22 protein-coding genes are annotated in these 21293 nt (G+C 70.0%); 10 read left to right on the top strand and 12 right to left on the bottom strand.

The genetic code is table 11. The features are described 5' to 3' along the window. Positions 1-418: 418 nt before the first annotated feature. From trpB to MKK84_RS30025, 3 genes are all read right to left on the bottom strand, one after another. The gene (gene trpB, locus MKK84_RS30035) at positions 419-1660 is read right to left on the bottom strand and encodes a tryptophan synthase subunit beta (RefSeq protein WP_243925834.1); all 1242 of its coding nucleotides are present in this window, start codon (positions 1658-1660) and stop codon (positions 419-421) included. A gap of 110 nt (positions 1661-1770) precedes the next feature. After that, positions 1771-2097, bottom strand: a complete 327-nt coding sequence (locus tag MKK84_RS30030) for a helix-turn-helix domain-containing protein (RefSeq protein WP_243925832.1) — start codon at positions 2095-2097, stop codon at positions 1771-1773. Further along, positions 2069-2461: a type II toxin-antitoxin system RelE/ParE family toxin gene (locus MKK84_RS30025; RefSeq protein ID WP_243925830.1), complete on the bottom strand. Its 393-nt coding sequence runs from the start codon at positions 2459-2461 to the stop codon at positions 2069-2071. The genes MKK84_RS30030 and MKK84_RS30025 overlap by 29 nt, the downstream gene beginning before the upstream one ends. Positions 2462-2782: 321 nt before the next feature. Here MKK84_RS30025 and msrA point away from each other — a divergent pair, with 321 nt between their 5' ends. Further along, positions 2783-3499 (top strand): peptide-methionine (S)-S-oxide reductase MsrA, encoded by a 717-nt coding sequence (gene msrA / locus MKK84_RS30020; RefSeq protein WP_243925828.1) that lies wholly within the window; start codon positions 2783-2785, stop codon positions 3497-3499. Positions 3500-3512: 13 nt separating this feature from the next. Here msrA and MKK84_RS30015 read toward each other — a convergent pair whose 3' ends face one another. After that, positions 3513-4454 (bottom strand): prephenate/arogenate dehydrogenase family protein, encoded by a 942-nt coding sequence (locus tag MKK84_RS30015; RefSeq protein WP_243925826.1) that lies wholly within the window; start codon positions 4452-4454, stop codon positions 3513-3515. Beyond that, positions 4447-5562, bottom strand: coding sequence for a pyridoxal phosphate-dependent aminotransferase (locus MKK84_RS30010; protein ID WP_243925824.1), 1116 nt, complete (start codon positions 5560-5562; stop codon positions 4447-4449). The genes MKK84_RS30015 and MKK84_RS30010 overlap by 8 nt, the downstream gene beginning before the upstream one ends. Positions 5563-5760: 198 nt before the next feature. Between MKK84_RS30010 and MKK84_RS30005 the strand changes: the two genes are divergently transcribed. From MKK84_RS30005 to metW, 5 genes are all read left to right on the top strand, one after another. Beyond that, complete coding sequence (locus tag MKK84_RS30005) at positions 5761-6057, top strand: hypothetical protein (protein ID WP_243925822.1); 297 nt, start codon at positions 5761-5763, stop codon at positions 6055-6057. A 143-nt stretch (positions 6058-6200) separates the two neighbouring features. Continuing rightward, complete coding sequence (locus MKK84_RS30000) at positions 6201-6368, top strand: hypothetical protein (protein ID WP_243925820.1); 168 nt, start codon at positions 6201-6203, stop codon at positions 6366-6368. Positions 6369-6445: 77 nt separating this feature from the next. Beyond that, positions 6446-6625 carry a hypothetical protein gene (locus MKK84_RS29995; protein ID WP_243925818.1) on the top strand — a complete coding sequence of 60 codons (180 nt, stop codon included), beginning with the start codon at positions 6446-6448 and terminating at the stop codon, positions 6623-6625. A 399-nt stretch (positions 6626-7024) separates the two neighbouring features. Then, on the top strand, positions 7025-8230 hold the full coding sequence (locus tag MKK84_RS29990) for a homoserine O-acetyltransferase (protein WP_243925816.1): 1206 nt from the start codon (positions 7025-7027) through the stop codon (positions 8228-8230). A 14-nt stretch (positions 8231-8244) separates the two neighbouring features. Beyond that, positions 8245-8955, top strand: a complete 711-nt coding sequence (gene metW, locus MKK84_RS29985) for a methionine biosynthesis protein MetW (protein WP_243925814.1) — start codon at positions 8245-8247, stop codon at positions 8953-8955. 25 nt (positions 8956-8980) lie between these two features. On the opposite strand, the gene MKK84_RS29980 is transcribed toward metW, so the two are convergent. The 3 genes from MKK84_RS29980 to MKK84_RS29970 are packed head-to-tail and all read right to left on the bottom strand — an operon-like array spanning position 8981 to position 11298. After that, positions 8981-10315, bottom strand: a complete 1335-nt coding sequence (locus MKK84_RS29980) for a sensor histidine kinase (protein WP_243925813.1) — start codon at positions 10313-10315, stop codon at positions 8981-8983. After that, a complete protein-coding gene (locus tag MKK84_RS29975; protein WP_243925811.1) occupies positions 10312-10980 on the bottom strand; it encodes a response regulator transcription factor in 669 nt (222 codons plus the stop codon). Before MKK84_RS29975 ends, MKK84_RS29980 begins: the two co-directional genes overlap by 4 nt. 15 nt (positions 10981-10995) lie before the next feature. Then, positions 10996-11298 carry a PepSY domain-containing protein gene (locus MKK84_RS29970; protein WP_243925809.1) on the bottom strand — a complete coding sequence of 101 codons (303 nt, stop codon included), beginning with the start codon at positions 11296-11298 and terminating at the stop codon, positions 10996-10998. Between the two features lie 111 nt (positions 11299-11409). On the opposite strand from MKK84_RS29970, the gene MKK84_RS29965 reads away from it, so the two are divergent. After that, a complete protein-coding gene (locus MKK84_RS29965; RefSeq protein WP_243925807.1) occupies positions 11410-11994 on the top strand; it encodes a thermonuclease family protein in 585 nt (194 codons plus the stop codon). Between the two features lie 259 nt (positions 11995-12253). On the opposite strand, the gene MKK84_RS29960 is transcribed toward MKK84_RS29965, so the two are convergent. Beyond that, positions 12254-13240, bottom strand: a complete 987-nt coding sequence (locus tag MKK84_RS29960; RefSeq protein ID WP_243925805.1) for a catalase family peroxidase — start codon at positions 13238-13240, stop codon at positions 12254-12256. 158 nt (positions 13241-13398) lie between these two features. Next, a complete protein-coding gene (locus MKK84_RS29955) occupies positions 13399-15705 on the bottom strand; it encodes a lytic transglycosylase domain-containing protein (protein ID WP_243925803.1) in 2307 nt (768 codons plus the stop codon). Positions 15706-15908: 203 nt separating this feature from the next. Here MKK84_RS29955 and dapA point away from each other — a divergent pair, with 203 nt between their 5' ends. The 3 genes from dapA (at position 15909) to MKK84_RS29940 (ending at position 17948) form a co-directional block, all read left to right on the top strand. Next, positions 15909-16808 carry a 4-hydroxy-tetrahydrodipicolinate synthase gene (gene dapA / locus MKK84_RS29950; protein WP_243925801.1) on the top strand — a complete coding sequence of 300 codons (900 nt, stop codon included), beginning with the start codon at positions 15909-15911 and terminating at the stop codon, positions 16806-16808. Between the two features lie 29 nt (positions 16809-16837). Continuing rightward, the gene (gene smpB, locus MKK84_RS29945; RefSeq protein ID WP_243925799.1) at positions 16838-17311 is read left to right on the top strand and encodes an SsrA-binding protein SmpB; all 474 of its coding nucleotides are present in this window, start codon (positions 16838-16840) and stop codon (positions 17309-17311) included. A gap of 67 nt (positions 17312-17378) precedes the next feature. Beyond that, positions 17379-17948: a peroxiredoxin gene (locus MKK84_RS29940; protein WP_243925797.1), complete on the top strand. Its 570-nt coding sequence runs from the start codon at positions 17379-17381 to the stop codon at positions 17946-17948. Positions 17949-17952: 4 nt separating this feature from the next. Here MKK84_RS29940 and MKK84_RS29935 read toward each other — a convergent pair whose 3' ends face one another. Next, a complete protein-coding gene (locus tag MKK84_RS29935; RefSeq protein WP_243926006.1) occupies positions 17953-18594 on the bottom strand; it encodes an NYN domain-containing protein in 642 nt (213 codons plus the stop codon). Positions 18595-18943: 349 nt separating this feature from the next. Next, complete coding sequence (locus tag MKK84_RS29930) at positions 18944-21208, bottom strand: RelA/SpoT family protein (RefSeq protein WP_243926004.1); 2265 nt, start codon at positions 21206-21208, stop codon at positions 18944-18946. Between the last annotated feature and the right edge of the window lie 85 nt (positions 21209-21293).

Genomic DNA, 21293 nt, shown 5'->3' with positions numbered 1-21293 from the left:
GCCATTCTGATCGACGAGCCTGAGGCCCACAGTCTTGTGGCCCGTCTGCAGCAGGCACGCCGCCGTATGACCTCACCCTGGCCGTGTGGGAGACCGCTGTGGCAGTGGCGCGCCACCTCGACCTCACGGTCCCGGATGCCCGCGACGCCGTGCGCGCCAATCTCGACCACGCCGGCATTCGGATCCTGGCCGTTCCGTCTGAAGCGGCCGACGGGGCCCTCGACGCCTACGATCGTTTCGGCAAGGGCCGACATCCCGCGGGCCTCACCTTTTCGGCGACTGTTTCGCCTACGCGTGTGCCCGGGCCTACCAAGTCCCTCTGCTCTACAAAAGCAACGATTTCCCCCTCACCGATATCGAGGCTGGGTGAGGCCTGGGCTTCGATCGCGCAAACGAGCAGGCCGAGGGCTGAGAACCCTCAGAGCGTCGTCCCAAAAATCTCCGCGACCTGCGGGATGTCCTTGTCGCCGCGGCCCGACATGTTGAGCACCATCAGGTGATCGGCCGGGCGCTGCGGGGCGATGTCCAGCACCTTGGACAGGGCGTGGGCCGGTTCCAGGGCCGGGATGATCCCCTCCAGCATCGAGCAAAGCTTGAACGCCTCCAGGGTCTCGGAATCGGTGGCCGAGAGGTATTTCACCCGGCCCATCTCGTGGAGCCACGCGTGCTCGGGGCCGATGCCCGGATAGTCGAGGCCCGCCGAGATCGAGTGCGCGTCGGCGATCTGGCCGTCGCCATCCATCAGCAGGTAGGTGCGGTTGCCGTGCAGCACGCCCGGCTTGCCGCCGGTGAGCGAGGCCGCGTGCAGGCCCGACTGGACGCCATGGCCCGCCGCCTCGACGCCGAAGATCTCGACCTCGCGGTCGTCGAGGAACGGGTGGAACAGGCCCATCGCGTTCGAGCCGCCTCCGATGCAGGCGATCAGCGAATCCGGGAGCCGGCCCTCCTGGGCGATCATCTGCTCGCGGGTCTCCCGGCCGATCACCGACTGGAAGTCGCGCACCATCGCGGGGTACGGGTGCGGGCCCGCCACCGTGCCGATGCAGTAGAACGTGTCGGCGACGTTGGTGACCCAGTCGCGCAGGGCCTCGTTCATCGCGTCCTTGAGGGTCTTGGTTCCGGATTCGACCGGGATCACCTCGGCGCCGAGCATCTTCATGCGGAAGACGTTGGGCGCCTGCCGGGCGACATCGACCGCGCCCATGTAGACGATGCACTTGAGGCCGAAGCGCGCGCAGAGCGTCGCGGTGGCGACGCCGTGCTGGCCGGCGCCAGTCTCGGCGATGATCCGCGGCTTGCCCATCCGGCGGGCCAGCAGGATCTGGCCCAGCACGTTGTTCACCTTGTGCGAGCCGGTATGGTTCAGCTCCTCGCGCTTGAAATAGACCTTGGCGCCCTGCCCCGCCGGCGCCTTGGCGCGCAGATGCTCGGTGAGGCGCTCGGCGTAGTAGAGCGGGCTCGGCCGGCCGATGTAATGGGTGCCGTAGCTCGCCATGTCGGCCGCGAAGGCGGGATCCTGCTTGGCCGCCTCGTAGGCCGCCTCCAGCTCGAGGATCAGCGGCATCAGCGTCTCGGCGACGAAGCGGCCGCCGAAGATGCCGAAGCGGCCGCGCTCGTCGGGGCCGGTGCGGAAGGAGTTGGGCTCGGGGGCGATGGTCACGGGACGGATCCTGCGCGCGAGGGTCGATCTGTTGCCGGGTGCCTAGACCCATGTCGCCGCCGCCGCAATGCGGCCTGCTGTGCGCGACGGTTGCGGACCCGGATCGGTTGTCACAGGATGGCGTCGATGCCCTTCCGGCTGGCCAGGGCCAGCAGCTTCAGTGACGGGCCGCCGGGTTTCTTCTCGCCCCGCTCCCATTTGCTGACCAGAGACGGGGTCACGTTGAGGGCCCGTGCGAAGATCGCTTGGCTCATCTGAGCGGTCTCGCGGATGGCGCGGATCGCCGCCGGCTCCAGGGGCGCGACGGGCGTCAGGCACGACAGGTCGAAGCGGCGCAGGGTCGCTTTGTCGATCGCTCCGCCCGCATGCAGGTCCTGAGCGATCAGATGGGCCGACCGGAGCGCATCACTACGGTAGGTTTTCTTCGTGCTCTCCATCGTCGATCCGCCTCCAACTTTGCGCCGCCGCGACACGCATTAAGGCCTCATCGCTGAGGCTGATCAGGGTCGCCGCGAGGTCGCGGTAGACCTGCGTTTCCGCCTTGGTCAGGTTCGCTTTGGTGTTCTTGGCAAACAGATGCAGGAAGATCGCAGTCTCCCCGCGTCTGTACGCGATGATGCTTCGGAAGCCGCCGGAGTGCCCCTGCCCGTCGCGGGGGATGCGCTGCTTGATCAGCGCCAGGCCGAGTTGCGCATCGATCAGGTCTCGTTCGGCGCGGCTGATAGCCTCAATCAGGTTACCGTCAGTCACATTCAGCTTCGCAGCGCGTTTCGCGAAGTCGCGCGGCAGGAAGATGCGCATGCCGATTCCTCACGGAACCGATCCTGATCAAGAATGCGCGCGTACTCTGCTCCTGGCAGCTTGCCCCTGGATCGGCGATCCCGGGATGGGGGCATCTGGCTTGGCCGCTGCCACCCTGTCGGCGCAAAGTATGGTCCCTAGTGCTAGGATGCAAGCGCCGCAGCCGGACGTGGCTGTCAGTGTGCTCGGAAGGCCGCGTTCGCGGCCGCCAGACCGTTTCCCGCACTATGCAAGGCACCAGCGCATGATGAGCCGGCTCGGGTAACCGCATGGTGCGCGCCGGCGAACCCGTGCATGTGCCGCATCCGGCAGGAGGTCAGCATGGCTCTTCGCGACTCGCTTCGTCCCCTCCTCGGGGCAGTCCTCGGGCTCGGCCTCGCGGGAGCGCTCCTGCTGCCGCGCCTGCCGGCCCTGGCCGAGGAGGCGCCCCGGCGGCTGCCGGAGTCCGCGATCCAGGCCACTGAGGCACCGGGCTCACACGTCGCAGTGTTCGCAGGCGGCTGCTTCTGGGGCGTGCAGGGGCTGTTCCAGCATGTCCGCGGCGTGACGCGCGCGGTCTCGGGCTATGCCGGCGGCATCCGCGCCGACGCCGATTACCGGACGGTGAGCGGTGGTGGGACCGGCCATGCCGAGGCGGTGGCGGTCACTTACGATCCCGCGGTGATCCGCTACGACGAACTGCTGCGGATCTTCTTCTCGGTGGCGCTCGACCCGACGCAGGTGGACCGCCAGGGTCCCGATAGCGGGCGGCAGTACCGGTCGGCCGTGTTCCCGCAGGATGCCGGGCAGGCCCGAATCGCCAAGGCCTACATCGCTCAGCTCGATGCGGCGAAGTCCTATGCGCGCCCGGTGGCCACCCGGATCGAGCCCGGGGCGGCGTTCTATCCGGCGGAGGGCTACCACCAGGACTTCATGGCCCTGCACCCCGGGCACCCGTACATCGCCGCCAACGACGCGCCGAAGCTGGAGGCGTTGCGGGCCCTGTTCCCGGAGCGGACGGCGACGGAGCCGGTACTGGTCAACCGTCCGCCGGCGTGAGCGACGGCGCGTCCTATTCGTCCGGCGGCCGCGGCCGTCCGAAATCCGGCGCCGCAGTCTCCTGGCCCTGGGCCACGATGCTGCGCCGGATCGCCCGGGTGCGGGTGAACATCGCGTGCAGCGCCTCGCCGTCGCCCCAGCGCACCGCCTTGGCGAGCGCCGAGAGGTCCTCGTTGAACCGCCCGAGCATCTCCAGAACCGCCTCGCGGTTGTTGAGGAAGATGTCGCGCCACATGGTCGGGTCCGAGGCGGCGATGCGGGTGAAGTCGCGGAACCCGCTCGCCGAGAACTTGATCACCTCGGATTGCGTCGCCTCCTCCAGCTCCGCCGCGGTACCCACGATGTTGTAGGCGATCAGGTGCGGCAGATGGCTGGTGATGGCCAGCACATGGTCGTGGTGCTCGGCGCTCATCGTCTCGACATTGGCACCCATCCCGGCCCACAGGGCGTGGACGGCCTCGATCGCCGCCGGGTCGGTGCCCTCGGGCGGGGTCAGGATGCACCAGCGGCCCTGGAACAGGGTGGCGAAGCCCGCATCCGGCCCCGAGAACTCGGTTCCGGCGATCGGGTGGCCGGGGACCAGGGCGACGCCGTGGGGCAGATGCGGCTGAATCGCCGCCACCACGGCGCCCTTCACCGAGCCGACATCCGACACGATCGCGCCGGGCTTGAGATGTGGCGCCAACTCGGCCGCCGCCGCGCCGATGGCGCCGACCGGTACGCACAGGATCACGAGGTCGGTCTCGGCCGCACCCTCCGCCGGGTCGCCGGTGACGACATCGGCGATGCCGAGTTCTCGGACCCGTGCGCGCACGGCCGGATCGCGGTCCAAAGCCACGATCGTGCGGGCGAGACCGTAGCGCCGCGCCGCCCGGGCGATCGAGGAGCCGATCAGGCCCAGGCCGACGATGGCGAGGCGGCCGAGAGGGGGCTCGGCCGTGGAGGTCTCAGGCATGCGCGCCCCGCACGAAGTCGCCGAGCGCCGCCAGGAAGGCCGTGTTCGCCTCCGCGCTCGCCACCGTCACCCGCAGGGCGTTCGGCAGCCCGTAGGCGGTGACGCGCCGGGTGATCAGCCCACGTTCGGTCAGGAACGCGTCCGCATCCGCGGCCGAGCGGCCCGGTTCGTCGGGGAAGTGGATCAGCACGAAATTCGCCACGCTCGGCGTGACCGTGAGGCCGAGCGCCCGGGCGCCCTCCGTGAGCTTGGGCAGCCACTCGGCGTTGTGGGCGGCGGCAGAGGCCATATGCGCCTCGTCCGCGATGGCGGCCGAGCCGGCGGCGATGGCCAGCCCCGAGAGGTTGAACGGACCCCGGATCCGGTTGACCGCGTCCACGACATGGGCCGGCGCCACCATCCAGCCGATCCGCACCGCGGCCAGCCCGTGGATCTTCGAGAAGGTCCGGGTCATCACGACGTTCTCGGATTCCAGCGCGAGTTCGAGCCCGGCCGAGTAGTCATTCGCCCGCACGTACTCGGCATAGGCGCCGTCGATCACCAGCAGCACCTGCGGCGGCAGACTGGCGTGCAGGCGGCGGATCTCGTCGAACGGCAGGTAGGTGCCGGTCGGGTTGCTGGGATTCGTGACGTAGACGATCCGGGTCCGCTCCGTGACCCGGGCCAGGATCGCGTCGACATCGGTGGTGAAGTCGCGCTCGGGCGCCACCACGGGCTCGGCGCCCGAGGCCAGGATGGCGATCCGGTAGACCAGGAATCCGTGCTCCGAGTAGATCCCCTCGGTCCCCGGCCCGCCATACGCGTAGGCCAGAAGCGAGAGCAATTCATCCGATCCCGAGCCGCAGACGATCCGCTCGGGATCGAGTCCGTAGCGCCTGGCGATCGCGGAGCGCAGGGCCGTGGCGCGCCCGTCCGGATAGGTCTCCAGCTTGGCGGTCGCCGCGTGGAGCGCGGCCAGCGCCGCGGGGCTCGGGCCGAGCGGCGTCTCGTTGGACGAGAGCTTGTAGACCGTGCCGCCGCCGGGCCGCCCGCTCTTGCCGGGCACGTAGGTGTCGATCGCCAGGACTCCGGGGCGCGGTTCCGGGCGAGCGGATTGGGGGGCGGACATTGCGGTGCGACTCGGGATGCGCGGTGCGGATGGCGGTTCGCGCCCGTCTACAACATTTCCTTTGCCGGTGAACCCAGGCCGTTTCTCGGTCGCGATCGCAGGACGTCGATGGGAAACGCCCAGGCCTGGGCTCCATCCCCGTACGACCGCGCCGCCCTACCTGTCTCGATCTCAACCCGATCGCGAAGGACGGAAGCCATGCCCCTCACACGCTACCTGGACGGCGGCGCCCACATCCTGCCCGCCGACGGCACCCTGATTCGCTTCGCCATGACCGACGGCGCGCGGGTGATCGGCATCGATGTGCCGATCCCGGTGCTGCGTCAGCAGTTCGGCGCGGGTGCCGATGGGGCGCCCCTCGACCTGTTCGCCCGCAATCAGGCGGCAATCGAGGCGGCCGCCAGCCGCGCCTACGACCGGACCGACACGCCCAACGACCTGCTGGATATGGGGCCGGAGGATTTCGACACGGGGCCAGCGCAAGCCAAGCTCTGACGGCGATAGTCCCTCCGCGCCCGCCGCGGCAAAACCGGCGACGCGCAAATGCCGCGGGGCACGCGCCACGTTTCGGCCTGTTGAACCCGGAGACAGGGCGCAACGGGCGTGCCGCGCCCGGCATATGCGTGGATGGATCGAGAATGCCCGGTGACCTGATCCCCTGCAGCCTGTTCCTGATCGGGATCCTCACCTCGGTCGCTGCGGATTTCCGCCTCCGGCGCGTGGACGCGGCGCCCTGGGCCAACGGCTGTATCACCGTGGCCGGCGCAGCCCTGGTCTTCGCCGCCTGCGCGGCGGCGATCCGCTGAGGAACCCTCGGCCATCGGATCGACTTCACCCGTGGGTTCGACGGCTGGGTGAGGGCCGGCGGCGGGATGAGGTCTTCATGGTTTCGCTACAGGCTCTGGCCGGTTGTGCCCTCGTGCTGGCCGGGATCCTGATCGAGAGCGCGGCGAGCCGGCACTGGTGGGCCGGGGTCGGCGCCGACCGTCTCGACGCCAGGGCCGCCCTTGCGGTCGCGCTGCCGGCCCTGGGGCTCGCGCTGATGGCGGCCCCGATCGCCTGAGCCGGAGGCAGCGCCCGCGGGCCCGCACGTGCTCGACCACACTGCGACGCTTGGCTTCCCGATCGAGACCTTCGCCATCAGAGGACGGAGGGGAAGATGAGCCAGTTTTTCGACATCGTCCGGGACGGCGGGTCTGCATGGTCGAGCCCGCCTGGATGAGGGCCCGGCAGACCCTGACATCGGCCATGGCCGACCGGTCGGTCGAGGGCCGTTGGACGGCGGGTGTCTCCGACTGGCGCGGCGGTCGGTAAAGCCGCACCGGCGGGGCGCGTTGACGCTGGCCGCCCCGCGCATTACCTCCGGAGCCTCGCTGGCCGCATCGGGCGAGGGCGGCGCGTCAGGCGAAACCGTGCTCTCCCGGTCCGGACCCGCTCAGAGACACGGTCGTCAAGACCCGCCATGGACACCCAACCGGACACGGCCCTGCGGCCGGACCCGATCGACGAGCCGACCCAGCGCGCCTCCGAGCGCTCGCAGGCGCTCGACCCGAAGAGCCCGGTCGCGTGCTTCGGTACGGACCGGCCACTCCTCACCGATGCGGGGGTCGAACTCGCGCCGTTCCAGATCGCCTACCAGACCGCCGGCACGCTCAACGCCGCGCGTTCGAACGCGGTGCTGATCTGCCACGCGCTCACGGGCGATCAGTATTTCGCCCACACCCATCCGGTGACCGGCAAGGGCGGCTGGTGGGAGACGCTGGTCGGCCCCGGCAAGCCGATCGACACGGATCGCTACTTCGTGGTCTGCTCGAACGTCATCGGCTCCTGCATGGGCTCCACCGGCCCGGCTTCGATCGACCCGGCGACGGGCCGTCCCTACGGGCTGAACTTCCCGCTGGTGACGATCCGCGACATGGTCCGCGCGCAACAGATGTTGTTGGAGCATCTCGGCGTGCAGGACCTGTTCCTGTGCATCGGCGGCTCGATGGGTGGGATGCAGGTGCTGCAATGGGCGGCCCTCTATCCCGATCGCGTCTTCGCCGCGATGCCGATCGCCACCGGCCCCCGCCATTCGGCGCAGAACATCGCGTTCCACGAGGTCGGCCGGCAGGCGATCATGGCCGACCCGGCCTGGGCCGACGGGCGCTATCTCGAAGCCGGCACCCGGCCCGCCAAGGGGCTCGGCGTCGCCCGGATGGGCGCGCACATCACCTATCTCTCCGAGCCGGCCCTGCACCGGAAGTTCGGCCGCCGCTTCCAGGGCGGCTCGGCGCCGACCTTCTCGTTCAACGCCGATTTCCAGATCGAGAGCTACCTGCGCCACCAGGGCCTGAGCTTCGTCGAGCGGTTCGACGCCAATGCCTATCTCTACCTCACCCGGGCGATGGATTATTTCGACCTCGCCGAAGACCATGGCGGCGTGCTGGCCAACGCGTTCCGGGGCACGAAGACCCGCTTCTGCGTGATCTCCTTCACCTCGGACTGGCTGTTCCCGACCCGGGAATCCCGTGCGATCGTCCATGCGCTCAACGCCGCGGCGGCGCCGGTCGCCTTCGTGGAGGTCGAGAGCGACAAGGGCCACGACGCCTTCCTGCTCGACGAGCCGGCGATGTTCTCGGCCGCCCGCGGCTTCATCGACGCCGCCGCCCGGGCGCGCGGCCTGTGACCGGGTCCGGCAGGATGATGTTCGGCAAGCTGCCGCTGGGCAAGGCTCGTCACGGCGCCCCCTGGGAGAGCGCGGATGCCCTCCCCCACGCGGCCGAGAACAACGGCGCGCGGGTCGATCACCTCGTGGTGCTCGGCCTCGTCCCGGCGGGCGCCCGGGTCCTCGACATCGGCTGCGGCGACGGCTCGTTGCTGGCGCTCCTGCGCGACCGCCGGGGCATCGACGGGCGCGGGATCGAGCTGACCCGGGAGGGGGTGAATGCCTGCCTCGCCCGAGGCCTCTCGGTGATCCAGGGCGACGCCGACACCGACCTCGCCAACTATCCCGACGGCGCCTTCGACGTGGTGGTCCTGTCCCAGACCATCCAGGCGACCCGCAACCCGCGGGTGGTGCTGGAGCACCTGCTGCGGATCGGGCGGCAGGTGATCATCTCGTTCCCGAATTTCGGGCATTGGCGGGTCCGGTCGGAACTCGCCCTGCGCGGGCGCATGCCGGTCACCGAGATCATGCCCGACGCGTGGTGGGAGACCCCCAACATCCACCATTGCACGATCCGCGATTTCGTCGGGCTCTGCCGGCTGATCGGCGCCCGGATCGAGCACGCAACCGCGCTCAACGCCCGCGGCCGGCCGATGCGGTTCTCGATGCCCTGGTGGGTGTGGAACCTGTTCGGCGCGCAAGGCGTGTTCCTGCTCCGCCGCGACGTCGCCGAGGGCGGGCGCTAGGGCGCGGCTCGGGGAAGCGGCCGGCCTACCCGCCCGGCCAGCGCAGCGCGGCCCGCAGGCCCCCGAACTCCGAGCGCCCGAAATCGAGCTGCGCCCCTGCGGCCTCGGCCACGTCTCGGGCGATGGCGATGCCGAAGCCGGTCCCTGGCCGGGTCTCGTCCCAGCGCTGACCACGGCCGATCCCCGCGATCGCCGCCGCGCTCATGCCGGGGCCGTCATCGTCCACGGCGAGGCTCGGGCCCCCGGGTCCGGTCTCCCCGGTGATCCGCACGCGGCGATGGGCCCATTTCCGCCCGTTGTCGAGGAGGTTGCCCAGCACCTCCATCAGCTCCCCCTCCTCCCCCGGATAGGCGAGAGCCTCCGGAACCGACACCGCCCAGTCGAGGGAATCCCCCTCCGGCAGCCGGCGCATCGTCGCGACGAGCCGCTCCGCCACCGGGGCCACCCGGCAGGAGCGCCGCCGCAGGTCGCCGGCGGCGGCGATCCGCGCCCGGGCGAGCGCCCGTTCGACCTGCCCGCCCATCGCCCGCGCCTGCTCGGCGATCTCGGCCGAGAGGGCCGGATCCGCGGGGCCGGTCCGGCGCGCCAGGGCGTCGAGCACGGCAAGCGGCGTCTTGAGGCCGTGGGCCATGTCGGCGGCCGCGTCCCGGGCGCGGATCAGAGCCCGCTCCTGCGCGTCGAGCAGCCGGTTGAGGTCGGCGACCAGCGGCCGGACCTCGTCGGGGAAATGCTCCGGCAGCCGTGTCCGCGTCCCGGCATGGACCGCCAGGAGATCCGATTGCAGCAGCCGGAACGGTGCCAGCGCCCGGCGCACGAACAGCGCCATCGCCAGCGTCAGCACGACGAACAGGGCGACGAGCGCCGGGACGAGCAGGCGCAGGAAGGTCGTCCGGCTCGCCGCGAGGTTGCGCCGATCCTCGGCCACGATCACCCGCAGATCGGTCTCGGCGCCGCTCGGCCCGATCGTGAGGGGCTGGATCACCGCGATGAGCCGGCCGCCGTCCGGCCCGGTCGCGTCGACGGTGCCGGCCGCGTTCGCCTTGCCCAATTCCAGGCTCTTGTCCCAGAGCGAGCGCGACCGCAGGACGTGGGATCCCGCCTCCACCTGCCAGTACAGGCCGCCATAGGGCGTGGCGAAGCGTGGGTCCGGGGGCTCCCGGGAGAGCGTCGGGTTGCCGTCCGGGGCGAGGGTGACCCGGCCGGCGATCAGCTTGGCGGTCCGGTCGAGGCCGTCGGCGGTGCGCGCGTCGAGCACCCGGTCGAGGATCACAGTCAGCCCGATCCCGGCGAGCAGGAGCGCCAGGGCGATCAAGGCCGCCGCCGCGAGGCCGAGCCGGAGGCGGAGCGAATCCCGGCTCATGGGCCGTCCGCGGCCGGGACACTGTAGCCCTGGCCGCGCCGGGTCTCGATCACCCCCGGCCCGAGCTTGCGGCGCAGGCGGGTGAGCAGCGCCTCCAGGGCATTCGCCTCGCGCTCGGTGCCGACCCCGTGGAGGTGGTCGAGCAACTCGCCTGCCGGCACCACCTGCCCCGGCCGGTGCAGCAGGAACGCCAGGAGCCGGTATTCCAGGGCGGTCAACTCGGTCGGGCGGCCATCGACGCTGACCGCCCGGGTCCGGGTGTCGAGCTCTACGGCGCCCGCGCGCAGGATCGGCGAGGCATGGCCGGCGGTGCGCCGGAGGATCGCCCTGAGTCGCGCCACCAGTTCTTCCATGCGGAACGGCTTGACGAGATAGTCGTCGGCCCCGGCATCGATGCCCTCGACGCGCTCGCGCCAGCCGTCCCGGGCGGTGAGGATCAGCACTGGCAGCGCGACGTCGGCGGCGCGCAGCCGCCGCAGCACCCCGAGCCCATCCAGGCGCGGCAGGCCGAGATCGAGCACCATTGCGTCGTAGGCCTCGGTCTCGCCGCGGAACCACGCGGCCTCCCCGTCCGCCACCACGTCGGCGACGTAGCCGGCCCGCTCCAGGCCCTGGCGGATATCGGCGGCGATGCGGGGCTCGTCCTCGACGATCAGGACGCGCACGGATGACCCTGTTCCTCAATCATCGTCGTCGTCGTCCAGGATCTTGGCCGAGCCGGCATCGACCTTGACGGTCCGGCGCTTCCCGTCGGCGCCGAGGATGCGCAGCTTGTAGCGCCAACGCCCGTCGTCGCGCTTCAGATCGACCGACACGACATCGCCCGGCACCGCTTCGCGGGCGGCGTGCAGGATCTCGTCGAGGGGGCGGATCTCGCCCTTCTCCAGGGCCTGGCGGGCGCGGTCGGCGTCCTCGGACGCGGATGCGGGTGCGCCGGCGAGGACGGCGAACAGGCAGAGCAAGGCGGCGCGGCGGGCATTCATGCGGGGACGCGGTAGCGCGCTTTGCCTGACGGGAGGCTGACAGGCGCCGTCAGGATCGCGGGGCTGGGCTTCGGCACAAGGGGGCCATACCCCGTCCGGAGACCTGAAACCATGTCGCTGATCCTCGGTGCCCTCCTCGCCTGCGCGGCCGGTCTTGCCGGCACCCTCCTCTGCCCGGACGACAAAGCCGGCCGGTCGCGCCTGCCGCTGCTGGCGGTGCTCCTGGCCGGCGGCCTCGCAGGGCATACACCTGCCCGGGCCGGCGAGGTCCTTCAGGGCCCCGCCCAGGTGATCGACGGCGGCACCCTCCGTGTCGGCGCGCGTCAGGTCAGCCTGGCCGGCATCGTCGCGCCGGATGCCGACCAGACCTGCTCGGACGCGCAAGACCGGACCTATGCCTGCGGCCGGGACGCCGCCCGGGCGCTCACCGACCGTATCGGCGAGGCGGTGGTCGCCTGCGAGCCGCGGGGCGGTGGGGAGACGCTCGTGGCGCTGTGCCGGATCGGCGATGAGGATCTCGGCGCCTGGATGGTGGCCCACGGTCTCGCCGTGCCCGAGCGCGACGCCGCGCCCGCCTATGCGGCGGCCGCCGACCGGGCCTGGGGGCGGCGCCTTGGCCTGTGGTCAGGGGTGTTCCAGGACCCGACCGAGCGTCGCCGCCGGCACGCCGCAGCGGGGCTGCACATCGCCGGCTAAGGTCATCGAGGCTCGCAGATCCGGGACGATCGGGGTTTCGAAAGGGCGAGCCCTTTCGCGGGTGCAGGGCGGAGCCTTGCTGGGTTCGGGCGGAGCCCGACCTCGGGGCCCTGCCCCGACGCCCCGCCAAAGGGCATGGCCCTTTGGGATCCATGACTTCAGAGCGCCCGCGCGAGGAACGCTCCCGGGTGCGGCCCGGCAAGCCCGTCTCACCCAGGAACCGCGGAGGTCCCGCGGCACCACCCGCTGATCCGGTCGGTTACTGCGAGCGCCGGCTGAACGAGACCGCGTAGGCCTGCACCCGGGCGTCGATCAGCGGATCGTCCGAGACCTCGATGCCATCAGTGAGGTTGTTCGGCATGAACAACAGCGCCTTCTCGGCCTCGGCGCTGTTCGGCACCGCCTGCGAGACCGTCAGTGTGCCGAGATCGACCGTCTTGCGGTCGTCCGGCCAGGGCTTGGAGGCGTCGTTGGTCGGGTCGCCGGCGTCAGCCAGCTGGGCCAGGACACGGAACTTCGCCGGCTCCTTGGCGATCCGGGGCCTGATCTCCGCCATCAAAAAATTCGGATCGCGCTTGGCCGCCTCCTCCGGCGGCAGGATCTCCTCGCCCTGCACCGGCTCGATGCGGAAGCGGAACGGCTGGCGCTTGCCGTCCTTGTCCACGAAGATGAAGGCGTTGACGCCGTTATAGGTCTGCCGGGCGAAGCTCGATGGCGTCTTGGCGGTTTTGCCTGACGTAGCGGCGGCCGGGTGGGTCGCGGCGAAACGCTCCAGCGCGGTCGGATGAGCCGCCTTCGGCCCGCTCTCGGCGACCGCTCTCAGGAGGTCGCGGAAGTCTTCTCCGGTGGCGACCGGGAAGTACTTCAAGGAGTTGGTGACGACGTCCATGTCCGAGCCGTCGCTGAGCTTGAACTTGAGCGACAGGCCGTGCGGATTGGCGTCGGCTGCGCCGTCCGGGATGGTCGGCACGCCGGTGGAGTCGGAGAAGCGGAACGTCACCGGTACCGTCGGCCCCTGGAACAGGGACGCCTTGCTGATTGTCGCGGCCTGCGCCGACGGGGTGAAGCTGCCCTCGGCGACCACGCCCTTGGCGTGGTTGGCCCGCGCGCCCGGATGCTTGCCGAACAGCGTGTTCATCGCATCGACCGTTTGCTCGGCCGTGGAGGCGTCCTGAGCCAGGGCCGGTGCAGCGGTCGCGAGCGCGGTGCTCAGCAGGAGGGCGAAACCCAATCTCGAATGCAGCATGAGGATCCTCTCGGCAGCGATGGCCCGCCCGGGCCCGGTCAACAGGGACCGGACCATCTTCTAGGGAGCCACGCGCTGGAGGCACAACCAAAAGCTATGCCGCTGCGGCGTGCGGGTTACGTCCTGGCGGCACTCATCCGTTCGCAGAGGCGTCGACGCTACCGCGCCCCGCGATGCAGGTCGCCGTCGATCAGGAGCGCGCTGCGGCTGTCGAGCCGGGAGCGGTAAACCTGCAGGTTCTCCATCACCCGCTGCACGTAATTGCGGGTCTCGGTGAAGGGGATGCGCTCCACCCAGTCGATCACGTCGACGCCCGGCTTGCGCGGGTCGCCATAGGCGTCGATCCACTTCTTCACGTTGCCGCCGCCCGCATTGTAGGACGCGAAGGCCAGCACGTAGGAGCCGCGCCAATCCTCCATCAGCTCGCCGAGATGGGCCTGACCCAGCTTGGCGCAATAGGCGGGGTCGCTGGTCAGGCGATCGACGTCGAACGATGCGGCGACCCGGCGGGCGGTGCGCTGGGCGGTGGCCGGCATCATCTGCATCAGGCCCCGGGCGCCGACGCCCGATTGGGCCCGGGGATCGAACTGGCTCTCCTGCCGGGCGATCGCGTAGACCATGGCCCGCTCCACCTGCGGCACCGCCGTGTAGGTCTCGTAGGCCGGGATCCCGATCGTCGGGTAGGCGTGGGCGTCGAGCGGCAGGCCGCGTTGGACCGCGAGCTTGCCGATCGCCACCAGGGCGCGCGGATCCTTCATGTCGGTGGCGAGGTCGCCGAGCGCCTGGATCTCGCGCGGGTCGGAGAGTTCCCGCGCGGCGTCGATGTAGAGCGGGAGGGCGAGATCCTTGATGCCGGCCTCGCCCAGCATCCGGAGGGCTCGGATGTAGAGCCGCCCCTCGAAGGCCTGCCGCTCAGGCCCTTCGAGATCCGCGGGCGCCCGCAGGGGCAGGCTGGTCTGGCCCAGCTGCGCCCGCGCGACCTGCCCGTAATAGGCGATCGGCTGCAGGGCAGCACGCTCGTAGTCGCGCCTCGCCTCGTCCGACCGGCCGAGCGCCTCGGCCGTGCGCCCCTGCCAGTAGGCGGCCCGCGCCACCGAGATCGGGCTTTCCGCGATGGTGGCCATCCGGGCGAAGTGCTGTGCGGCGGCGGCTGGATCGCTGGTGAAGCGCAGCGCGATCCAGCCGGCGTGGAACTCGGCCTCAATCCGCTTCTCCGGCGAGCGTGCCGCTGAGGCGCTCGCGACCCTGTAGGCCGTCTTCGCGTCGCCGAGGTCGAGGAGCTTGCGCGCCACGATCCGGCGCTCGACCCACCACTCGTCGCCGTCGACCAGCACGTCCGGGTTGGTCGGGGCTGCGGCCAGCACGGCGGCGGCCTCCTCGGGCTTGTCGGCCCGGCGGAGATATTGCGCCCGGGAGAAGATGTAGGAGGCATCCCCGCGCAGCGACGGCGGCACCGCGGCGAGCGCCGATGCGGCCCCGGACGACTTGTCCTCCACGGCCCGCCGGGCGCGCACGAGGCTGGCATAGCCGCCGCCGGCGTAACCGGCCGCTCGGCCGGCGCTCTCCCAATCGTCCTTCAGGAGCGCCCGCTCCATCCGGAAGCGGTGATCGACCCGGGTGAGCGCTTCCGGGAAGGCATCGAGCACCTTGGCCTCGAGGCTGCGCCCGAAACTCTCGGCGCGCCAGAGGTCGCGGACCATCTCGGCCGCATCCGCCTCGTAGCCGTCGGCGCGGAGCGCCAGCGCCAGGGCGAACTTGCCCGGCGCGCTTGCCGGCTTCGCCGTGGCGAAGAAGGCGCGGACCGTCGTGGGGGGTTTCCGCTCGGAGAGCAGCGCCTCCTCGGCCCGCCGGCGCAGCAGGGGGCCGGCCGGCCAATCCGGATTGGCCCGGGCGAACGCGATCGTGCGGTTGAACCCGATGCCCGCGCCCGCCCGGATCGCCACCCATTCGAGCAGCGCCTTCGCGGCCGGATCGGTGAAGCCGTCGCGCATCCGGTCTCCGTCGGCGACCCGGCCCTTGCGGTAGAGGTCGATGGCGCCGCGCAGCAGCGTCGGATCGGTGTCGCCGGAGATTTTTGGACGCGCGGGGTCAGGCACTTCGGGGACCGGGGCCGCCGGGGCGACGGCCGCGTCGGGCATCGGGAAGGCCACCGGGGCGTCCGGGTCGGCCGACGCGTAGGCCGAGGCTGCGGCCGGCAGCGGCCGGGCGGGTTCCTCGCCCTTCTCGTCGCCGGAGGCGTGGATCGGATCGAGCTTCAGGGCGTCGGCCGCGACGGGGTCGGCGGCCTTCCCGGCTTCCGCACCGCGAATCTGCGCAGCCGAGAGGGCAGCGTCGCTGGCGGGGGGCGTCGGCTGCGTCGCGGGGGCGTCCGGGACCGCCAGCGCCACGCCGACGGTGGCGATGAGCGCGGCCACAGCCAGGGACGTGCGCTTCGGGGCCAGAGTCGCGGCGGCGGATCGGATCACGATGTCCCCCTGCTGATCACCGGGGCGGGAAAGAGTGAGGATCGAACGGCGACCATAAAGATCGCGTTAACCGTCGCGACGATCTGTTTGCGCGCCGTGGCCCGACCGCCTATGTCTGCCCGTCCGCGCCCGTACGGTGCGGACAACGCGCGGCGCCGAGACCGCCGAGAAGATCCCCGTTGGGACCCTTTGGGACGCCTGAGATGACCGAGATGACCGGGAGCCGCCTGCGGGGCTCGCTCACCGCGCTGGTGACGCCCTTCCGCGACGGGGCCTTCGACGAGGCCGCCTTCCGCAAATTCGTGCGCTGGCAGATCGAGCAGGGCAGCCACGGTCTCGTGCCCACCGGCACCACCGGCGAGAGCCCGACCCTGACCCATGCCGAGCACGACCGGGTGGTCGAATCCTGCATCGACGAAGCGGGCGGGCGCGTGCCCGTGGTTGCGGGCGCAGGCTCCAACTCCACAGCGGAAGCCGTCGCGCGGGCACGGCACGCCGAGCGCGCCGGGGCCGACGCCGTCCTGGTGGTGACGCCGTACTACAACAAGCCGACGCAAGAGGGCCTCTATGCCCACTTCAAGGCCGTCAACGATGCGGTCGGTATTCCGATCATCATCTACAATATCCCGCCGCGCTCCGTCGTCGACATGAGCGTCGAGACGATGGCCCGGCTCTTCGAGCTGAAGAACATCGCCGGCGTGAAGGACGCGACCGCAAAGATCGACCGCGTCAGCCAGCAGCGTCAGGCCATGGGGCCGAACTTCCTCCAGCTTTCAGGCGAAGATGCGACGGCGCTCGGCTACAACGCCCAGGGCGGCCACGGCTGCATCTCGGTGGTGGCGAATGTCGCCCCCCGGCTCTGCGCCGACCTGCAGGAGGCGACGCTTTCGGGGGATTACGCCAAGGCGCTGACCATCCAGGACCGGCTGTTCCCGCTGCAGACCGGCCTGTTCGCCGAGGCCAACCCGGCGCCGGCGAAGTACGCGCTGGCCCGGCTCGGCCACATGACCGAGGAGCTGCGCCTGCCCCTGGTGCCGGTTACGGAGCCCACGAAGCGCATCGTGGACGCCGCCCTGCGGCATGCCGGCCTGCTCGAAGGCTGATCCGCAAGGCTTAAGAGAGTCACACAACAATGGCCCCGAAACCGGAGCCCGGCCGGCGCATCGTCGCCGACAACCGTGCCGCGCGTTACCATTATACGATCGAGGACACCCTCGAGGCCGGCATCGCCCTGACCGGCACCGAGGTGAAATCCTTGCGCGGCGGCAAGGCCACGATCGGCGAATCCTATGCCGGCCCCTCCGGCAACGACCTGATGCTGTTCAACGCCTATATCCCGGAATACCTGGAGGCGAACCGCTTCAACCACGAACCCAAGCGCCCGCGTCGCCTGCTGCTGCATCGCCGCCAGATCAACAAGCTGATCGGCGCGACCCAGCGCCAGGGCTACACAGTGGTGCCGCTGAAGATCTACTTCAACGACCAGGGGCGGGCGAAGGTCGAGCTGGGGCTCGGCAAGGGCAAGCAGGCGCACGACAAGCGCGAGGCTGCCAAGGAGCGGGATTGGCAGCGCGACCGGGCGCGGCTGCTGCGGGATCGGGGGTAGCCAACGGACAGTTCTTCTGCCCGCCCCGAGATCAGGATAGGCTTACGGTCTCCGAGCGGAGCGACCCATGCCATCCAACCACAATGCCCTGCCCGCCGACCTCCCCGTCCCCGAGGATGACGGCGCGGCCGATCACCTGCGCGGGATGCGGCTGCCCGACGTGGCACTGACCGCCACGGATGGGCGCACGATCTCCCTGGCCAAGCTCTCCGGCCGCACCATCGCCTACGCCTATCCCCGAACCGGCGAGCCGGGACGGCCGGGCCTGACGCCCGATTGGGACGCGATCCCCGGTGCCCGGGGCTGCACGCCACAGGCCTGCGACTTTCGCGATCACCATGATGAACTGAAAGCCCGCGGCGTCGCCCAGATCTACGGCCTGTCGACCCAGACCAGCGCCTACCAGCGGGAGGCCGCTGAGCGGCTGCGCCTGCCGTTCTCGATGCTCTCCGATCCGCACCGCGCCTTCGCGATGGCGGCGCGTCTGCCGGTCTTCGAGGTCGGCGGTCAGGTGCTGCTGCGCCGTCTCACCCTGGTGATCGACGACGGCGTGGTCACGCGCCTGTTCTACCCGGTCTTCCCGCCGGACCAGAGCGCCCGGCAGGTTCTCGATTGGTTCGGCGGAACAGGCGCCTGAAGCGCTATTCCTCCTCGGAATCCGGCTGGCGGATGCCGTAGCGGTTCTCCAGGCTCGGGCTCGGACGTCCCTCGCCGCGGTAGCGGCTCGACGAGTCGCCCGCGGTCCGCGCCGGCCGCTCGCTCGGCTCGCGTCCGATCCGCCCCGCGAGGCTCGCCAGATCGACGAACTCGTCGGCCTGCCGCCGCAACTCGTCGGAGATCATCGACGGCTGGGTCTGGATCGTGGAGATCACCGTCACCTTGACGCCGCGCCGTTGCATCGCCTCGACCAGCGAGCGGAAATCGCCGTCACCGGAGAACAGGATCATGTGATCGATATGGGCGCTGAGCTCGAGGGCGTCGATCGCCAGCTCGATGTCCATATTGCCCTTGTACTTCCGCCGCCCCATGGAATCCGTAAATTCCTTCACCGGCTTGGTCACGACGCGGTAGCCGTTATAGTCCAGCCAGTCGATCAGCGGTCGAATGGAGGAATATTCTTGATCCTCGATCATCGCAGTATAATAGAACGCGCGAAGAAGATTTTCTCGTGACTGAAATTCCTTGAGCAGTTTTTTATAGTCAATGTCGAAGCCGAGGGCCTTAGTGGTCGCATAGAGATTGGCACCGTCGATAAAGACTGCGCTGCGCTGATTTGCTGTCATGAACAGTTCAGTTCCTGAAACATTTGGGTGACGGGAAATCATATTTAGAAACGGTCATGCTCCGACCGCGACCTTGGGCCGGGGATGTATTGGCGCGATCGACCGTCGCTATGCTCTGCAATCCGGGGCGAAAAGCGCGGTCGTTATCCGGTAACCGTCGCCCAGGCAATTCGACCATTCGTCTCAAATGCGTCCGTGTCAAGCTTAACGGCGGCCTTGTTGCGGTAAACATCGGCGATAATGGGCAGTACAGTCGCGGCGATCCATCTTTGTCAGATGGCCGACCGTTTTCGCAAGACTTACTGACGTTGAGAACGCCAACTTGAGATGTGCAACCCAGCGGGTGGGCCTAACCGTTCACTCGCTCCACGCTGTTCACGGCGCGCTTGCCGCGTAGTTCTGCGATGATTGCATTCAGGTGCTGGAGATCCCAGACCGACAGATCGATGGTGATGTCGGTAAAGTCCTGGGTGCGCCGCTTCATTGAAATGTTATCGATGTTTCCGTCATGATCGGCGATCACCTGAGCGATCTGCGCGAACACCCCCGGCTCGTTGATCGACTTGAGCGCCAGCCGGGCGGGGAAGCGCTCACCGCCGAGCGCCTCGGTGTCCCAACGGACGTCGAGCCAGCGCTCCGGCTCGTTGTCGAAAGCGGCGAGCGCCGCGGACTGAATCGGATAGACGGTGACGCCGACCTCGGGGGTCAGGATGCCGACGATCCGGTCCCCCGGGACGGCGCCGCCATTCGGCGCGAACGTCACCGGCAGATCGCCGGCAAGGCCGCGGATCGGGATCGCGTCGCTGCGCCCCTCGGCCTCGCCGTCCTTGCCGTCGGCGCCCGGGAAGGTCAGCCGCATCGTCTGATCGGCGGAGCGCACCAGGCGGCCGGCACCGCCGGTCGGCCCCGGTGCGGCGGCCGGACGGCGCTCGTCGCGGTGGTCCGGATAGACGGCCCGGACCACGTCGCCCGAGAACATCTCGCCGCGCCCGACAGCGGCGAACACGTCCTCGGTGGTGGCGCGGGCGAGCCGTGGCAGGGCGCCGCGCAGCTTGTCCTCCGAGAAGGTCTTGGCGGCGCGCTCGAAGGCCCGATCCAGGATCTGACGGCCGAGACCGGCATATTGCCGGCGCACCGCAGCCCGGGTCGCCCGCCGGATCGCCGCCCGGGCCTTGCCGGTCACCACCAGGGATTCCCAGGCGGCCGGGGGCGAGGCGCCGTCCGAGCGCATGATCTCGACCTCGTCGCCGTTGGCGAGTTCGTGCAGCAGCGGCGCCATCCGGCCGTTGATCTTGGCCCCGACCGCGGTGTTGCCGACATCGGTGTGGACCGCGTACGCGAAATCGATCGGCGTCGCGCCCCGCGGAAGGGCGATCAGACGGCCCTTGGGGGTGAAGCAGAACACTTGGTCCTGGAACAGCTCCAGCTTGGTGTGCTCTAGGAACTCCTCCGGGCTGTCGCCCTCGGCGAGCAGCTCGATGGTCCGGCGCAGCCACTGGTAGGCGCCGCTCTCGGCCGCCAGCTTCGGGTGGACGCTGCCTTCACCCTCGCGGCGCACCGTTTCCTTCCCGAATTCCTGGCCGAGTTCCTTGTAATGGGCATGCGCGGCGATGCCGTACTCGGCGATGTCGTCCATGGCGCGGGTGCGAATCTGCAACTCGACGCGCTGGCTCTTCGGCCCGATCACCGTGGTGTGGATCGAACGGTAATCGTTCTGCTTCGGGGTCGAGATGTAGTCCTTGTACCGCCCCGGGACCATCGGCCAGCTGGTGTGGACGATGCCGAGCGCCGCGTAGCACGCCTGCACCGTATCGACGACGACCCGGAAGCCGAAGATGTCGGAGAGCTGCTCGAAGGCGACCGACTTGCGCTCCATCTTCGACCAGATCGAGAACGGCCGCTTCTGCCGGCCGTTGACCTCTGCGGTGATGCCCTGTGCGCCGAGCTTCTCGGTTAGCACCTGCGCGATGGTCTCGACCACGCTCTCGGATTTGGCGGTGAGCCGGGCGAGCCGCTGCGTGATGGTGGCGTAGACCTCCGGCTCGATGTTGCGGAAGGCCAGATCTTCCAACTCCTCGCGCAGCTCCTGCATGCCCATGCGGCCGGCGAGCGGCGCGTAGATGTCCAGCGTCTCCTGCGCGATGCGATGGCGCTTGTCCTCCCGCATGTGCTGGAGGGTGCGCATGTTGTGGAGGCGGTCGGCGAGCTTGACCAGCAGAACGCGCACGTCCGCGGCGACCGCCAGCAGCAGCTTGCGGAAGTTCTCGCCCTGGGCGGCCTGCTTGGAGACGAGATCGAGCCGCTTGAGCTTGGTCAGGCCGTCGACCAGCGCGCCGATCTCCGGCCCGAACAGGCGGCGGATCTCTTCGAGCGTCGCCTCGGTGTCCTCCACGGTGTCGTGCAGGACCGCGGCCACGATGGTGGCGTCGTCGAGGTGGAGATCCGTGAGGATCGCGGCGACTTCGAGCGGGTGGGCGAAGAACGGGTCGCCCGAGGCGCGCTTCTGCGTGCCGTGCGCCTGCATGGCGTACACGTAGGCGCGGTTCAGCAGCGCTTCGTCGGCGGTCGGGTTGTAGCGCTTGACCCGCTCGACGAGCTCGTACTGGCGCATCATCCGCCGGGACGGGGCGGGCTCCTGGGAGGTACGCGGGGTCGGGATCACGCGCGATTGTTCCGCAACCGCCGTCTCGGCGCCAGCC

The organism is Methylobacterium sp. E-065 (genome assembly GCF_022829605.1).
Lineage (GTDB): Bacteria > Pseudomonadota > Alphaproteobacteria > Rhizobiales > Beijerinckiaceae > Methylobacterium.
The sequence above is the reverse complement of the archived record's forward strand: the minus strand, read 5'-3'. Positions and strand labels throughout refer to the sequence as shown.

What these genes read in the sequence shown, in the direction of transcription:
- MKK84_RS30030 (WP_243925832.1), bottom strand. Translation starts at nt 2,097, where the DNA reads ATGGAGAGCACGAAGAAAACCTACCGTAGTGATGCGCTCCGGTCGGCC.
- MKK84_RS30025 (WP_243925830.1), bottom strand. Translation starts at nt 2,461, where the DNA reads ATGCGCATCTTCCTGCCGCGCGACTTCGCGAAACGCGCTGCGAAGCTG.
- msrA (WP_243925828.1), top strand. Translation starts at nt 2,783, where the DNA reads ATGGCTCTTCGCGACTCGCTTCGTCCCCTCCTCGGGGCAGTCCTCGGG.
- MKK84_RS30015 (WP_243925826.1), bottom strand. Translation starts at nt 4,454, where the DNA reads ATGCCTGAGACCTCCACGGCCGAGCCCCCTCTCGGCCGCCTCGCCATC.
- MKK84_RS30010 (WP_243925824.1), bottom strand. Translation starts at nt 5,562, where the DNA reads ATGTCCGCCCCCCAATCCGCTCGCCCGGAACCGCGCCCCGGAGTCCTG.
- MKK84_RS30005 (WP_243925822.1), top strand. Translation starts at nt 5,761, where the DNA reads ATGCCCCTCACACGCTACCTGGACGGCGGCGCCCACATCCTGCCCGCC.
- MKK84_RS30000 (WP_243925820.1), top strand. Translation starts at nt 6,201, where the DNA reads ATGCCCGGTGACCTGATCCCCTGCAGCCTGTTCCTGATCGGGATCCTC.
- MKK84_RS29995 (WP_243925818.1), top strand. Translation starts at nt 6,446, where the DNA reads ATGGTTTCGCTACAGGCTCTGGCCGGTTGTGCCCTCGTGCTGGCCGGG.
- MKK84_RS29990 (WP_243925816.1), top strand. Translation starts at nt 7,025, where the DNA reads ATGGACACCCAACCGGACACGGCCCTGCGGCCGGACCCGATCGACGAG.
- metW (WP_243925814.1), top strand. Translation starts at nt 8,245, where the DNA reads ATGATGTTCGGCAAGCTGCCGCTGGGCAAGGCTCGTCACGGCGCCCCC.
- MKK84_RS29980 (WP_243925813.1), bottom strand. Translation starts at nt 10,315, where the DNA reads ATGAGCCGGGATTCGCTCCGCCTCCGGCTCGGCCTCGCGGCGGCGGCC.
- MKK84_RS29970 (WP_243925809.1), bottom strand. Translation starts at nt 11,298, where the DNA reads ATGAATGCCCGCCGCGCCGCCTTGCTCTGCCTGTTCGCCGTCCTCGCC.
- MKK84_RS29965 (WP_243925807.1), top strand. Translation starts at nt 11,410, where the DNA reads ATGTCGCTGATCCTCGGTGCCCTCCTCGCCTGCGCGGCCGGTCTTGCC.
- MKK84_RS29960 (WP_243925805.1), bottom strand. Translation starts at nt 13,240, where the DNA reads ATGCTGCATTCGAGATTGGGTTTCGCCCTCCTGCTGAGCACCGCGCTC.
- dapA (WP_243925801.1), top strand. Translation starts at nt 15,909, where the DNA reads ATGACCGAGATGACCGGGAGCCGCCTGCGGGGCTCGCTCACCGCGCTG.
- smpB (WP_243925799.1), top strand. Translation starts at nt 16,838, where the DNA reads ATGGCCCCGAAACCGGAGCCCGGCCGGCGCATCGTCGCCGACAACCGT.
- MKK84_RS29940 (WP_243925797.1), top strand. Translation starts at nt 17,379, where the DNA reads ATGCCATCCAACCACAATGCCCTGCCCGCCGACCTCCCCGTCCCCGAG.
- MKK84_RS29935 (WP_243926006.1), bottom strand. Translation starts at nt 18,594, where the DNA reads ATGACAGCAAATCAGCGCAGCGCAGTCTTTATCGACGGTGCCAATCTC.
- MKK84_RS29930 (WP_243926004.1), bottom strand. Translation starts at nt 21,208, where the DNA reads ATGATGCGCCAGTACGAGCTCGTCGAGCGGGTCAAGCGCTACAACCCG.